The organism is Streptomyces sp. CC208A (assembly GCF_030010625.1).
GTDB lineage: Bacteria > Actinomycetota > Actinomycetes > Streptomycetales > Streptomycetaceae > Streptomyces.
In genome coordinates, this window is sequence record NZ_JASCXN010000007.1 from 121,188 (window position 1) to 134,707 (window position 13,520).

Genomic DNA, 13,520 nt, shown 5'->3' on the forward strand with positions numbered 1-13,520 from the left:
TGTGCTGAAACCGGGTTGGGCGTTCCCGTTTCGCTTGTTTTCCGGTCAGAGGGCGGTCAGAGGGCGTTCTTTTCCGTGTGTACGGGGCCGGCGGCGCCCCCGCTCGCGGCGTGTCGTGTCCGGCGTCCGGGCGCGTCGGGGTCGTCCAGGACCCGGCCGGTGGCGAGCAGCACCAGGAGGGCGACCAGGCCGCCCGCGCCGGCCACGGCGAACCCGGCTGTGGTTCCGGCGAGTTCGAGGGCGGGGCCCGCGGCGGCCGAGCCCAGGGCGGCACCGACGCCGAAGGTGGTGACCAGCCAGGAGAAGGCCTCGGTGACGGTGCCGGCCGGGGCGTGCCGGTCCACCACGATGAAGGCACAGGCCAGTACGGGGGCGAGGAAGACTCCGGAGAGGGCCGCGAGGGCGGCCATGGAGACCGGCCCCGGGGTGAGCATCAGGGGCAGATAGCAGAGCGCGAGGAGGGCCACCAGGGCGCGCAGCCGCCGTTCGGGGGCGCCCGCCCACCGGCGGGCGCCGTAGAGGACGCCGCCGATGAGCGCGCCGAGGCCGAGGGCGGCCATCAGCCAGCCGTAGACGGACGGGGCGCCGCGGTCGTCGGCGTAGGCGACGGCGGCCACCGTGATGGAGCCGAGGGCGAGGCCGACGAAGAAGAACGAGCCGAGCAGGGCGAGCAGTCCGGGCGAGCGCAGCGCACCGAGCCAGTGGGCCTCGCGGGGCGCGGAGCGCCAGGCCCTGGAGGGCTTGGAGAGGACGACGGAGAGCGCGCCGAGCACCCCGAGGAGATTGAGGACGAGGAGGGCGGCGGCGGGCGACCACAGGGCGACGAGGAGGGTCACCAGGAGCGGGCCGACGGTGAACATGACCTCCTGGGCGACCGCGTCGAGGGCGTACGCGCGGTGGACCCGGTCCTCGCGGCCCAGGACGCTCGGCCACAGGGCGCGCAGACCGCCCTCCAGGGGCGGGGTGAAGAGCCCGGCGAGCACGACGGCGGCGTAGGCGAGGGGGAGGTTCCCGATGCCGGCGAGGGCGAAGAGGGCCATGCCGAGGGCGGAGAGGACGGCGGCGGGGAACTGGACGCGGGGCTGGCCCTTGAGGTCGACGGCCCGGCCGAGGAGCGGCTGCCCGACGGCGTTGGCGAGGCCGTACGCGGCGACCAGGCCGCCCGCGAGGCTGTAGCCGCCGCCCTGGTCGCGGACGAAGAGGGTCATGGCGACGGGCCCTGTGCCGTTGGGCAGCCGGCCGACCAGGGTGCCGGTGAGCAGGCGGAGCGCGTGCGGCGCCCGCAGGATGTCGCGGTAGCCGCCGTGTGCCGTGGCCTCGGTGGCCATGCGGTCTCCCCTCCGTCGGCTCACGCCGAGGTTTTACGTATAACTTCCGCGTTCATACGTACCATGGCGCCGGGACGCGGGTCCACCCCGCGGCCCGGAACCGACCGAGCACGCCCGACGCGGAGGCCCCGTGCACACCCCCGAGCCCAGCACCGCCGGCCGCCCCACCAGCCGGGACGTGGCCCGCGCGGCCGGGGTATCACAGGCCACGGTGTCCCTGGTCCTGGGCGACAAGTGGCGGGGCCGGGTCTCGGAGCGCACCGCCGGCACCGTCCGGGCCGCCGCTCGCGAGCTCGGCTACCGGCCCAATCTCGCCGCCCGCAACCTGCGCCTCGGCCGCACCCGTACGGCGCTGCTCGTGGTCCCCGCCCTCACCAACGAGTTCTTCGCCCACGTGTACACCGGCGCGGCGGCGGTCGCCGCCGACCACGGCTTCGGCGTGGTGCTCTATCCCTCCCCCGACGGGGTCGGCCCCGCCCGCGACCCCTTCGCCTCGGCCCCTGCGGCCCTGGACGGGGTGCTGGCCTCCTCGATGGCGACCGACGCCCTGGAGGCCTTCCGCGGCAGCGACCTGCCCCTGGTCATGCTCGACAGCGACCCGGCGGGGCCCGGCGCGGCCGCCCACGTCAACCTCGACGTCGCCGAGGGCATGCGGCTGGTCACCGCCCATCTGCTGGCCCTCGGCCACCGCCGCTTCCTGCACCTGGCCTCGGCGGCGCCCTCCTGGACCTTCGACGTCCGGGCCGCGGCCCTCGCCCACGCCCTGCGGGGCGCGGAGGTGCGTACCGTCCACTCCCCGCTGACCGTGGCGGCCGCCCGGGAGATCGCCGAACCGGCCCTCGCCGCGCCCGGGCCCCGGCCCACGGCGGTGATCTGCGACGACGACCTCCTCGCGGCCGGCGTCTGCAAGGCCGCGCGGCGGCTGGGACTGCGGGTCCCCGAGGACCTGTCGGTCACCGGCTTCGACGACATGGCCCTGGCGACGGCGGTCGAGCCGGAGCTCACCACGGTCCGGCTGCCCGCCGAGCGGTTCGGCCGCCGCGGCATGGAGGCCCTCCTCGCCGTCCTCGCGGGCGAACAGCCCCGCTCCGACGTCCTCCCCGTGGAACTGGTCCCCCGCGGCTCCACGGGCCCGGCACCGGCCGTCTGAGCCCGCCCGGAACGCCGAGGGGCCCGGTCCTGGTGGACCGGGCCCCTCCGGGCGTCCCCGTGCCTACTCCTCGGACGTCTCGTCCGCCTCGTCCGAGGGCTCGTCCGTCTTCGCCAGGGCCGCGTTGTCCGCCTCCAGGAGCCGGGAGAGCTGGCGTCCGACGATCCGCTTGAACTTCCGCTGCTGCGGGCGGGTCCGGTCCAGGACCGCCACCTCCAGGCGCTCCGCGGGGATCTCCCGCTCGGTGCCGTTGGTGTCCCGGGAGAGGGCCTGCACGGCCAGCTTCAGCGCCTCGGCGAGGGACATCCCGTCCCGGTGCCGCTGGTCCAGGAAGGAGCTGATCTGCTCCGCGTTCCCGCCCACCGCGACCGAGCCGTGCTCGTCCACGATGGAGCCGTCGTGCGGCAGCCGGTAGATCTGGTCGCCGGCCGGCTCCTCGCCGACCTCGGCGACGACCAGCTCCACCTCGTACGGCTTCTCGCCCGCGCTGGAGAAGATGGTGCCCAGCGTCTGCGCGTAGACGTTCGCCAGGCCGCGCGCGGTGACGTCGTCCCGGTCGTAGGTGTAGCCGCGCAGATCGGCGTAGCGGACGCCGCCGATCCGCAGGTTCTCGTACTCGTTGTACTTGCCGGCGGCGGCGAAGCCGATCCGGTCATAGATCTCGCTGAACTTGTGCAGGGCGCGGGAGGGGTTCTCACCGACGAAGACGATGCCGTCGGCGTACTGGAGGACCACGAGGCTGCGGCCCCGCGCGATGCCCTTGCGGGCGTACTCCGCGCGGTCGGCCATGGCCTGCTGGGGGGAGACGTAGAACGGTGTGGACACCGGCGCTCGTCCCTTTCTTCTGGGCTGTGAGGGGGCGACGTACGGATCAGAGCAGGGCGGCGCGCGGTCCGTCCGGCTGTTCCAGACGCCGCTCGGTGACCGAACGGGCCAGCTCGGAGGATTCCGCCTCGGAGAGCCTGCGGAAACCCTCGTCGGTGATGACGGTGACGATCGGGAAGATCCGGCGGGCCAGGTCCGGGCCACCGGTCGCCGAGTCGTCGTCCGCCGCGTCGTACAGCGCCTGCACGACCAGCGTGGTCGCCTGCTGCTCGGTCAGGTCCTCGCGGTACAGCTTCTTCATGGAGCCGCGGGCGAAGATCGAACCCGAGCCGGTGGCGGCGTACCCGTGCTCCTCGGAGCGGCCGCCGGTCACGTCGTACGAGAAGATGCGGCCCTTCTCCCGGCTCTCGTCCCAGCCCGCGAAGAGCGGCACCACGGCGAGGCCCTGCATGGCCATGCCGAGATTGCTGCGGATCATGGTGGAGAGACGGTTCGCCTTGCCCTCCAGGGAGAGGGTGGCGCCCTCGACCTTCTCGAAGTGCTCCAGCTCCAGCTGGAAGAGCTTGACCATCTCGACGGCGAGGCCGGCGGTGCCGGCGATGCCGACGGCCGAGTACTCGTCGGCCGGGAACACCTTCTCGATGTCCCGCTGCGCGATCATGTTGCCCATGGTGGCCCGCCGGTCACCCGCGAGCACGACGCCCCCCGGGAACGTCGCGGCCACGATGGTGGTGCCGTGCGGGGCCTCGACGATCCCCTCCGGCAGCTTCCGGTTTCCCGGGAGCAGCTCCGGCGAGTGGTCGGCGAGGAAGTCCATGAACGAGGAGGAGCCCGGCGTCAGGAAGGCCGCCGGCAGACGCCCGATGCTACGAGGGTTGGCTTCCACGCGATTCCTTCCGGGTGGGTGAGAAGGGCCCGCCCCTGGCACGCGCGGGCCGATCTTGATTGCTGTGTACGGACCTTACCCGTGCGACGGCCTGTCATCCGTCCCCGGGCCCACGGCTTCTTCCGGGGCTCCGGGGACGGGAACGACTGGGGGGGTGCGGCTACTCGCCGCCCTTCTGCACGAAGGACCTCACGAAGTCCTCCGCGTTCTCCTCGAGCACGTCGTCGATCTCGTCGAGGACGGAGTCCACGTCGTCGCTCAGCTTCTCCTGGCGTTCCTTGAGGTCGGAGCTCGCCTCCGTGGTGGTCTCCTCGACCTCTTCCGTGGAACGCGTCGCCTTCTGCTGTCCGCCGCCGGTGTCCTTGGTCGCCATTTCCTCACCCCGCTCGAATCGGATCGCTCGGACAAGTGCTGTCGGGTCCTGCAAGATCAGACCCTACAAGCCGGGACTGACATCGGCCCCCGCATTTCCGCAACGTCCGGGCACTGCTTCCATGATTCCCAGGGACCGGGCGTTTCAGGCCCCCTTCCCGGTCCCGTTTCAGGTCTCGGCCGGGTCCCGGCTCAGTGGCCGGAAAGGACCCTGACGAGTTCCTCCGCCGTGCGGCAGCGGTCCAGGAGGGCCGCCACGTGGGCCTTGGTGCCGCGCAGGGGCTCCAGGGTGGGGACCCGCTGGAGCGAGTCCCGGCCCGGCAGGTCGAAGATCACCGAGTCCCAGGAGGCGGCGGCGACGTCGTCGGCGTACTGCTCCAGGCAGCGGCCGCGGAAGTAGGCCCTGGTGTCCTCCGGGGGCGCCGTCTCGGCCCGCTCCACCTCGGACTCGTCCAGGAGCCGCTTCATCCGCCCGCGGCTCACCAGGCGGTTGTACAGGCCCTTCTCGGGCCGTACGTCCGCGTACTGGAGGTCGACCAGGTGCAGCCGGGCCGCGTCCCAGTCCAGGCCGTCACGGCGCCGGTAGCCCTCCATGAGCTCCCGCTTGGCGATCCAGTCCAGCTCGCCGGCGAGGCTCATCGGGTCGTTCTCCAGCCGGCCGAGCACGTCCTCCCAGCGGGACAGGACGTCCTTGGTCTGCTCGTCGGCGTCCGTCCCGTACCGCTCGTCCACGTACTTCCTGGCCAGCTCGAAGTACTCCATCTGGAGTTGCACCGCGGTGAGTGTCCGGCCGCTGCGCAGCGTGATCAGGTACTGGAGCGAGGGGTCGTGCGAGACGTGGTGGAGGGTGCGGACGGGCTGGTCGACGGCGAGGTCGACGGTGATGAAGCCGTCCTCGATCATGGAGAGGACGAGGGCGGTGGTGCCCAGCTTGAGGTAGGTGGAGATCTCGGAGAGGTTGGCGTCCCCGATGATCACGTGCAGCCTGCGGTACTTCTCGGCGTCGGCGTGCGGCTCGTCGCGGGTGTTGATGATGGGCCGCTTGAGCGTGGTCTCCAGGCCGACCTCGACCTCGAAGTAGTCGGCGCGCTGGCTGATCTGGAAGCCGTTCTCCCGGCCGTCCTGGCCGATGCCGACCCGGCCGGCGCCGGTGACGACCTGGCGGGAGACGAAGAAGGGCGTCAGGTGGCGCACGATGTCCGAGAAGGGGGTCTCCCGCTTCATCAGGTAGTTCTCGTGCGTGCCGTAGGAGGCGCCCTTGTTGTCGGTGTTGTTCTTGTAGAGGTGGATGGGCTGGGCGCCGGGGAGCTGGGCGGCGCGCTCGGCGGCCTCGGCCATGATCCGCTCGCCGGCCTTGTCCCAGAGGACGGCGTCGCGCGGGTTGGTGACCTCGGGGGCGCTGTACTCGGGGTGGGCGTGGTCCACATAGAGCCGGGCGCCGTTGGTGAGGATCACGTTGGCCAGGCCGATGTCCTCGTCGGTGAGCTGGCTGGAGTCGGCGGCCTCGCGGGCGAGGTCGAAGCCGCGGGCGTCCCGCAGCGGGTTCTCCTCCTCGAAGTCCCAGCGGGCGCGGCGCGCCCGGTGCATCGCCGCGGCGTAGGCGTTGACGATCTGGGACGAGGTGAGCATGGCATTGGCGTTCGGGTGTCCGGGAACGGAGATCCCGTACTCCGTCTCGATGCCCATTACTCGCCGTACGGTCATGCGGCCCTCCTTGCCCGGCGGCGCTCAGTGCGCGACTCGGCGGTACCGAAGAGCCTAGGACGGCTCCGCGCTGGTGGGGAGATCACTTACGGTATTTCCCGGCGTGGCCGGAAGTTTTTCCTGGGTGAATGCGACGGCTGCGGATGCCCGGTTTCCGGACATCCGCAGCCGGTGTGCGCTTTTACAGGTACTGACCGGTGTTGGCCACCGTGTCGATGGAGCGTCCGGTGTCCGCGCCCTGCTTTCCGGTGACGAGGGTGCGGATGAAGACGATCCGCTCGCCCTTCTTTCCGGAGATCCGGGCCCAGTCGTCCGGGTTTGTGGTGTTCGGCAGGTCCTCGTTCTCCTTGAACTCGTCCACGCAGGCCTGGAGGAGGTGGGAGACGCGGATGCCCTTCTGGTTGTGGTCGAGGAATGCCTTGATGGCCATCTTCTTGGCCCGGTCGACGATGTTCTGGATCATCGCGCCGGAGTTGAAGTCCTTGAAGTAGAGGACTTCCTTGTCACCGTTGGCGTACGTGACTTCGAGGAAGCGGTTCTCCTCGGACTCGGCGTACATCTGCTCGACGACGGACTGGATCATTCCCTGGGCGGCGGCGGCCTTGGAGCCGCTGTGCTCGGAGACGTCGTCCGGGTGGAGCGGAAGGTTGGCGGTGAGGTACTTCGCGAAGATGTCCTTCGCGGCCTCGGCGTCCGGGCGCTCGATCTTGATCTTGACGTCGAGCCGGCCGGGCCTCAGGATCGCGGGGTCGATCATGTCCTCGCGGTTGGAGGCGCCGATCACGATCACGTTCTCCAGGCCCTCGACGCCGTCGATCTCGGCGAGCAGCTGGGGGACGATGGTGTTCTCCACGTCCGAGCTGACGCCGGATCCGCGGGTGCGGAAGAGCGACTCCATCTCGTCGAAGAAGACGATGACGGGGGTGCCTTCGCTCGCCTTCTCGCGGGCCCGCTGGAAGACCAGGCGGATGTGCCGCTCGGTCTCGCCCACGTACTTGTTGAGGAGTTCGGGGCCCTTGATGTTGAGGAAGTAGGACTTCCCCGCGGGCCGGCCGGTGACCTCGGCGACCTTCTTGGCCAGGGAGTTGGCGACGGCCTTGGCGATGAGCGTCTTGCCGCAGCCGGGCGGCCCGTAGAGCAGGATGCCCTTGGGCGGCCGCAGTTCGTGCTCCTTGAACAGGTCGGGGTAGAGGTACGGGAGCTCGACCGCGTCGCGGATCAGCTCGATCTGGTTGCCCAGACCGCCGATCTTGTCGTAGTCGACGTCCGGGACCTCTTCGAGGACGAGCTCCTCGACCTCGCTCTTCGGGACGACCTCGTAGACGTAGCCGGACCTGGGGTCGAAGAGCAGGGCGTCGCCGGGGCGGATGGTGACGTCCAGCAGAGGCTCGGCGAGCCTCACCACCCGCTCCTCGTCGGTGTGCCCGATCACCAGGGCGCGCTCGCCGTCCTCCAGGATCTCCTTGAGGGTGACGATGTCCCCGGAACGCTCGAACTCCATGGCCTCGACCACGTTGAGCGCCTCGTTGAGCATGACTTCCTGGCCGCGCCGGAGCTCTTCGAGCTCGACGCTGGGGCTCACGTTCACCCGGAGCTTGCGGCCCCCGGTGATGATGTCGCACGTGCCGTCCTCGTTCGCCTGCAGGAAGACACCGAAGCCGGCCGGCGGCTGCGCGAGCCGGTCGACCTCCTCCTTGAGGGCCACGATCTGGTCGCGCGCCTCACGGAGCGTGTTCGCCAGCCTTTCGTTCTGCGCGGACACGCCGGCCAGGTTGGTCTGCAGCTCGACGATCCGCTCTTCGAGAATCCTCGTGTGTCGCGGAGAGTCGGCGAGCTTGCGGCGCAGGACGGCGATTTCCTGCTCGAGATAGGCAACCTGGCCGGCAGGGTCTTCAGACCCCCGCCCCGGCCGGATGCCGCGGTTGATGTCGTCGTCGTGGGCTGCCACGGTCCTCACCTCCTCCAAGGGGAGCTGGACGCATCCTGACCCTACCTGCGTGGGTGATGATTGAAACCCCTAGATCAAAAAGACTCCGGGGCGTGTCCGATCTTCACCCTTGCGCTTCCCCTCTCGCCAGGGGAATACCCACCCTTCACGCTCCGAAAGCGGGCAGTTGTATCGTCGTTACCGGTCAACACCCGTCGGTGGCGGCCCCAATTGTCCGCGGAGCAGAAACGGCAGAAGAGATGAGCGTGCAGCACGAGGCGCCGGCCGCCGGGGCCGAGGAGGCCCTGGAGGTCTGGATCGACCAGGACCTGTGCACCGGGGACGGGATCTGCGCGCAGTACGCTCCCGAGGTCTTCGAACTGGACATCGACGGGCTCGCGTATGTGAAGAGCGCGGACGACGAGCTGCTCCAGGAGGCCGGGGCGACGACCCCGGTGCCGCTGCCGCTGCTCCAGGACGTGGTGGACTCGGCGAAGGAGTGCCCGGGCGACTGCATCCACGTGCGGCGGGTCCGGGACGGCGTGGAGGTGTACGGCCCCGACGCGGAGTGACGCGTCAGGCGCCCCGCGCGGCCGCGCCCGTGGAGCGGACGAAGGCGCCGCCGGTCCACTCCCAGGTGACCTGCTCCTTCTCGTCGGGGCAGCAGCTGGGGACGTCGGGGGACGAGTAGCCGAGCAGGGTGGCGCGGACGGCGCCGTCACGGATCGCCAGACCGGTGACGCTGCGCTGCTCGCGCGGGTCGACGAGGGTGGCCACCACGCGCGCGGAGGCGGTGTCGCCGCGGCCGTGGGTGAGGACGTACAGGCCGGCGGGCGGGGTTCCGGATCCGGCTTCGCAGTGTACGACCGCAATCGTCTCGGGCTTCCCGTCGCCGTCCAGGTCACCGGTGGCGCGCTGGGCGATCCGGTGGGGCGCTCCCCCGCATGGGATCGGGTAGTCGGCCGTTCCGGCGTCGGGTGCGGCGGCGGGGCCGGGGGCCGCGGGGGCGGAGGCGGCGGTCGCGGAGCCGGCTTCGGCGGTGCGGGGCGTCAGGGCTCCGGCGAGGGCGACGACCGCGGCGGTCGCGGTGGCGGTGGCCAGCCAGTGCAGCGGCCGGGCGTGGGTGTGTGCGAGGTCCACGGGGTCCGGGGCGGCGGAGGGCTGCACGCGAGACGTCTCCTGTGAGGGTCGTGCCGAGGGGTTGCGGGCATCGTGCCACACGTCACAGGGCGGCGGAACAGCCGGGGTGGTCGGACAGGGGTGCCGAACGCGGCGACGCCGCCGCCCGGTTCCCCGCGTGGCGGGGTGGAAGGGGCGGCGGCGTCGCCGTGTCGCTGTCGGTGTGTCAGCCCTTGTTGGGGCCTTCGTAGTCCTCGCCGTACGCGCCCTTGGCGGGGCGGCGGCGGCGCATCGGGGGCTCGACGCCGTCCGCGAGGCGGCGGGCGGTGACGAGGAAGCCGGTGTGGCCGATCATGCGGTGATCGGGGCGGACGGCCAGGCCCTCGACGTGCCAGTTGCGGATCATGGACTCCCAGGGCTGCGGCTCGGCGTAGCAGCCGATCTCGCGGATGGACTCCACGGTGCGGGCGAGCTGGGTGGTGGTGGCCACGTAGCAGCAGAGGATGCCGCCGGGGACGAGGGCCTTGGAGACGGCCTCCAGGCACTCCCACGGGGCGAGCATGTCGAGGATGACCCGGTCGACGTCGGTGTCGGTCAGGTTGTCCTGGAGGTCGCCGACGGTCAGCTGCCACGCCGGGTGGGGGCCGCCGAAGTAGCGCTCGACGTTGCCCTTCGCGATCTCGGCGAAGTCCTCGCGGCGCTCGTAGGAGTGCAGCATGCCGCTGTCGCCGATGGCGCGGAGCAGGAAGCTGCTGAGCGAGCCGGAACCCACACCGGCCTCCACGACGCGTGCGCCGGGGAAGATGTCGGCGAAGGCGAGGATCTGTCCCGCGTCCTTCGGGTAGACCACGGCGGCGCCGCGGGGCATGGACAGGACGTAGTCGGGGAGCAGGGGGCGCAGCGCGAGGTAGGCGACGTTTCCGGTGGTGCGGACAACGCTGCCCTCGGGAGCGCCGATCAGCTCGTCGTGGGGGAAGGAACCCTTGTGGGTGTGGAAGTTCTTTCCCTCTTCGAGCGTGAACGTGTAGTGGCGGCCCTTGGGGTCGGTCAGCTGAACCTGGTCCCCGACCTTGAAGGGCCCGCGTCGGCGGGCGGCACCGGTCGGTTCGGACATGTGAGCACCTTATCAAGGGCGTCCTCCCCTCCCGCGCGCTCCAGCCGGCGCCGACGGTCGACCGTGCTCGGCCGCTCGTCCCTCGCGGCCTGCGCGCGCTCTCCCTTTCGGTGCCGGCGCGCTCCTTCGGCTCGGAAGCCGGTGTACCGGTGTACCGGTGTACCGGTGTCACGAAGAGGGTCGTGCCATGGCCTTCACGAAGGCGCGTTCGACGTCGGTGGTGGAGAGGACTCCGTAGATCTCGCCCGTCCCCTCGACGACGAGGTACTCGGTGGCGGGGGTGGCCCGGAGGTGGTCGAGGAGGGGCTGGCCGGTGAGCTCGGCGGGGACGCGCATACCGGGGCCGAGGTCCTGGGTGAGGGCGGAGACGGCGACCCAGGGGCGGCGGTGCTGGGGCACGGCGGCGATGGCGGCCTCGCGGACGATGCCGGTGGGGTCTCCGGTGCCGTCGACGACGACGAGGGCGCGGGCGCCGGCCTCGTTGGCGCGGCGGAGGGCCTCGGAGAGGGGGGTGTCGGGTCCGACGGGGATGGCACGGCGGGTGAGGGCGCGGGCGCGGAGCTCGGGGAGGTGCTCGCGGAGGCGGGCCATGCGGAGGCTGTTGCCGGCGCCGGTCCAGATGATGGCGGCCAGGATGGCGGCGAGGAGGGCGTCGGTGACGGTGGTGAAGCCGTCGATGTCGGCGGTGGAGTTGCCGAGCCAGCCGGTGCGGGTGAGGAGGGGGAGGCCGATGAGGACGGTGACGGCGAGCGCGCGGCCGACCCAGGCGGCGGCGATGGTGCCGCTCATGGGCTTGCCGGTGATCTTCCAGACGACGGCACGGAGCATCCGGCCGCCGTCGAGGGGGAGGCCGGGGAGCAGGTTGAAGACCGCGACGATGAGGTTGGAGATCATCAGGCCGGCGAGGAGGACGCCGGGCACGGTGCCGGGTTCGACGGCCTGCATGGCGAGGTGGAAGAGGCCGGCGAGGGCGAGGGAGAGGAGGGGGCCGACGAAGGCGAGGACGAACTCGCGGCCGGGGGTCTCGGACTCCTTCTCGATCTCGGAGACGCCGCCGAAGAACTGGAGCTGGATGCGCCGCACGGGGAGTTTGAAGCGGAGGGCGGCGAGGGTGTGGGCGAGTTCGTGGACGAGGACGGAGGCGTAGAAGGCGACGGCGAAGAAGAGGGAGACGAGGTAGCGGGCGGCGCCGAGCTCGGGCAGGACCCGCTCGATCTGGTCGCCGAAGACCCAGGTGATGAGGGCGGCGACGAGGAACCAGCTGGGGGCGACGTAGACGGGCACGCCGAAGGGCCGGCCCATGAGGATCCCGCCGCCGGGTTCCTCGGTCCGCTGCGGCTTGGGCTCGTCCTGGTTCACGGGTTCCTCTCGTCGCCGGGGCGACCGCGCCGTGCGTCACGGGTCGATCATGCTGCGCGACGGGTCATGTCTCGATGGTATGCGGCTCGGTGTCGGTGGCGGGTCGTAGGGTCTGTGTCATGAGTACGAGCGAGCGGCTCCCGGAGGGGCCCCGGGCGCCCGTGGCGTTGTCGCCGTCGCGGGCGAGCGACTTCATGCAGTGCCCTCTGTTGTACCGGTTCCGGGTGATCGACCGGCTGCCGGAGAAGCCGAGTGCGGCGGCCACGCGGGGGATTCTGGTGCACGCGGTCCTGGAGCGGCTCTTCGACGATCCGGCGGCGGAGCGGACGGTGCCGCGGGCGAAGGCGATGGTGCCGGGCCAGTGGGACCGGCTGCTCGCGTCGCGGCCGGAGCTGGGCGAGCTGTTCGCGGACGATCCGGCGGGCGAGCGTCTCGGCCAGTGGCTGGCGGAGGCCGAGGCGCTGGTGGAGCGCTGGTTCACGCTGGAGGATCCGGCGCGTCTCGAGCCGGCCGAGCGCGAGCTGTTCGTGGAGACGGAGCTGGAGTCGGGGCTGCGGCTGCGCGGGGTGATCGACCGGGTGGACGTGGCGCCGACGGGCGAGGTGCGGATCGTCGACTACAAGACGGGGAAGGCGCCGCGGCCGGAGTACAGCGAGGGCGCGCTGTTCCAGATGACGTTCTACGCGCTCGTGGTATGGCGGCTGAAGGGTGTGATCCCGCGCCGGCTGCAACTGGTCTACCTGGGCAGCGGGGACGTGCTGACGTACGACCCGGTGGAGGCGGACCTGCGGCGGGTGGAGCGGAAGCTGCTGGCGCTGTGGGACGCGATCCGGGTGGCGACGGAGACGGGCGACTGGCGGCCGCGGCCGACGAAGCTGTGCGGCTGGTGCGATCACCAGGCGGTCTGCCCGGAGTTCGGGGGGACTCCCCCGGCGTACCCGCTGGAGATCGTCTCCGCGCGCCCGCCGGAGTCGGGCGAATCGGGGCAGGGCAGAATGGGCGGCGACCGGCCCGCCTCGTGAAGGAGCCCCTGTGACGATTCGCGTCCTTCTGGTCGACGACCAGCCGCTGCTGCGCACCGGTTTCCGGATGATTCTGGAGGCGGAGCAGGACATCGCGGTGGTGGGTGAGGCCGGTGACGGTCTGCAGGCGCTGGAGCAGGTGCGGGCGCTTCAGCCTGATGTGGTGTTGATGGACATCCGGATGCCGCGGATGGACGGGGTGGAGGCGACCCGGCAGATCACGGGGCCGGGCCGGGACGGGCCGGCGAAGGTGCTGGTGCTGACCACCTTCGACCTGGACGAGTACGTGGTGGAGGCGCTGCGGGCGGGGGCGAGCGGCTTCCTCCTGAAGGACGCCCCGGCGAACGAGCTGGTGCAGGCGATCCGGGTGGTGGCTGCGGGCGAGGCGATGCTGGCCCCGTCGATCACGCGGCGGCTGCTCGACAAGTACTCGGCGCATCTGCCGACGGGTGAGGAGCAGGTGCCGGACACGCTGGGCACGCTGACCGACCGTGAGGTGGAGGTGCTGAAGCTGGTGGCCCGCGGGCTTTCGAACGCGGAGATCGCGGCGGATCTGTTCGTCAGCGAGACGACGGTGAAGACGCACGTGGGGCATGTGCTGACCAAGCTGGGCCTGCGCGACCGGGTGCAGGCGGCGGTGTACGCGTACGAGAGCGGTCTGGTGCGTCCGGGCGGCAACGGCCAGTAGCGGACGGCGGTACGGCGGAGGGCCCG

The 13,520-nt window shown here is 71.4% G+C and carries 13 protein-coding genes; 4 read left to right on the forward strand and 9 right to left on the reverse strand.

Features of this window, described 5'->3' with window-relative positions; genetic code table 11:
• Positions 1–56 precede the first annotated feature (56 nt).
• Positions 57–1,328 carry an MFS transporter gene (locus tag QK442_RS10975; RefSeq protein WP_282693687.1) on the reverse strand — a complete coding sequence of 424 codons (1,272 nt, stop codon included), beginning with the start codon at positions 1,326–1,328 and terminating at the stop codon, positions 57–59.
• Between the two features lie 130 nt (positions 1,329–1,458).
• Here QK442_RS10975 and QK442_RS10980 point away from each other — a divergent pair, with 130 nt between their 5' ends.
• Entirely contained in the window at positions 1,459–2,478 is a 1,020-nt protein-coding gene (locus QK442_RS10980; protein ID WP_282693688.1) for a LacI family DNA-binding transcriptional regulator, read from the forward strand.
• Between the two features lie 63 nt (positions 2,479–2,541).
• Here QK442_RS10980 and prcA read toward each other — a convergent pair whose 3' ends face one another.
• The 5 genes from prcA to arc all read right to left on the reverse strand — a co-directional run bounded on the left by prcA (position 2,542) and on the right by arc (position 8,213).
• Positions 2,542–3,303, reverse strand: coding sequence for a proteasome subunit alpha (prcA, locus tag QK442_RS10985; protein ID WP_282693689.1), 762 nt, complete (start codon positions 3,301–3,303; stop codon positions 2,542–2,544).
• 46 nt (positions 3,304–3,349) lie between these two features.
• Positions 3,350–4,189, reverse strand: coding sequence for a proteasome subunit beta (gene prcB / locus QK442_RS10990; RefSeq protein ID WP_282693690.1), 840 nt, complete (start codon positions 4,187–4,189; stop codon positions 3,350–3,352).
• A gap of 160 nt (positions 4,190–4,349) precedes the next feature.
• Complete coding sequence (locus QK442_RS10995; protein ID WP_015032443.1) at positions 4,350–4,562, reverse strand: ubiquitin-like protein Pup; 213 nt, start codon at positions 4,560–4,562, stop codon at positions 4,350–4,352.
• Positions 4,563–4,753: 191 nt separating this feature from the next.
• Positions 4,754–6,265, reverse strand: a complete 1,512-nt coding sequence (gene dop / locus QK442_RS11000) for a depupylase/deamidase Dop (protein ID WP_349239643.1) — start codon at positions 6,263–6,265, stop codon at positions 4,754–4,756.
• Positions 6,266–6,446: 181 nt separating this feature from the next.
• Entirely contained in the window at positions 6,447–8,213 is a 1,767-nt protein-coding gene (arc, locus tag QK442_RS11005; RefSeq protein ID WP_282693692.1) for a proteasome ATPase, read from the reverse strand.
• Between the two features lie 239 nt (positions 8,214–8,452).
• On the opposite strand from arc, the gene QK442_RS11010 reads away from it, so the two are divergent.
• Positions 8,453–8,764, forward strand: a complete 312-nt coding sequence (locus QK442_RS11010; RefSeq protein WP_282693693.1) for a ferredoxin — start codon at positions 8,453–8,455, stop codon at positions 8,762–8,764.
• Between the two features lie 4 nt (positions 8,765–8,768).
• Here QK442_RS11010 and QK442_RS11015 read toward each other — a convergent pair whose 3' ends face one another.
• The 3 genes from QK442_RS11015 to QK442_RS11025 form a co-directional block, all read right to left on the reverse strand.
• Positions 8,769–9,359 carry a hypothetical protein gene (locus QK442_RS11015; protein ID WP_282693694.1) on the reverse strand — a complete coding sequence of 197 codons (591 nt, stop codon included), beginning with the start codon at positions 9,357–9,359 and terminating at the stop codon, positions 8,769–8,771.
• A gap of 178 nt (positions 9,360–9,537) precedes the next feature.
• Positions 9,538–10,425, reverse strand: coding sequence for a tRNA (adenine-N1)-methyltransferase (locus QK442_RS11020; protein ID WP_282693695.1), 888 nt, complete (start codon positions 10,423–10,425; stop codon positions 9,538–9,540).
• A 168-nt stretch (positions 10,426–10,593) separates the two neighbouring features.
• Positions 10,594–11,727, reverse strand: a complete 1,134-nt coding sequence (locus tag QK442_RS11025; RefSeq protein WP_282693777.1) for a site-2 protease family protein — start codon at positions 11,725–11,727, stop codon at positions 10,594–10,596.
• A 176-nt stretch (positions 11,728–11,903) separates the two neighbouring features.
• Here QK442_RS11025 and QK442_RS11030 point away from each other — a divergent pair, with 176 nt between their 5' ends.
• On the forward strand, positions 11,904–12,806 hold the full coding sequence (locus tag QK442_RS11030; protein ID WP_282693696.1) for a RecB family exonuclease: 903 nt from the start codon (positions 11,904–11,906) through the stop codon (positions 12,804–12,806).
• 10 nt (positions 12,807–12,816) lie between these two features.
• Positions 12,817–13,494 carry a response regulator transcription factor gene (locus QK442_RS11035; RefSeq protein ID WP_282693697.1) on the forward strand — a complete coding sequence of 226 codons (678 nt, stop codon included), beginning with the start codon at positions 12,817–12,819 and terminating at the stop codon, positions 13,492–13,494.
• The last annotated feature ends 26 nt before the right edge of the window (positions 13,495–13,520 follow it).

Bases quoted from the DNA above. Each gene is read 5' to 3' on its own strand.
- QK442_RS11025 (WP_282693777.1), bottom strand. From the start codon at position 11,727: ATGGGCCGGCCCTTCGGCGTGCCCGTCTACGTCGCCCCCAGCTGGTTC.
- dop (WP_349239643.1), bottom strand. From the start codon at position 6,265: ATGACCGTACGGCGAGTAATGGGCATCGAGACGGAGTACGGGATCTCC.
- QK442_RS11030 (WP_282693696.1), top strand. From the start codon at position 11,904: ATGAGTACGAGCGAGCGGCTCCCGGAGGGGCCCCGGGCGCCCGTGGCG.
- QK442_RS11020 (WP_282693695.1), bottom strand. From the start codon at position 10,425: ATGTCCGAACCGACCGGTGCCGCCCGCCGACGCGGGCCCTTCAAGGTC.
- QK442_RS10995 (WP_015032443.1), bottom strand. From the start codon at position 4,562: ATGGCGACCAAGGACACCGGCGGCGGACAGCAGAAGGCGACGCGTTCC.
- QK442_RS10975 (WP_282693687.1), bottom strand. From the start codon at position 1,328: ATGGCCACCGAGGCCACGGCACACGGCGGCTACCGCGACATCCTGCGG.
- QK442_RS11010 (WP_282693693.1), top strand. From the start codon at position 8,453: ATGAGCGTGCAGCACGAGGCGCCGGCCGCCGGGGCCGAGGAGGCCCTG.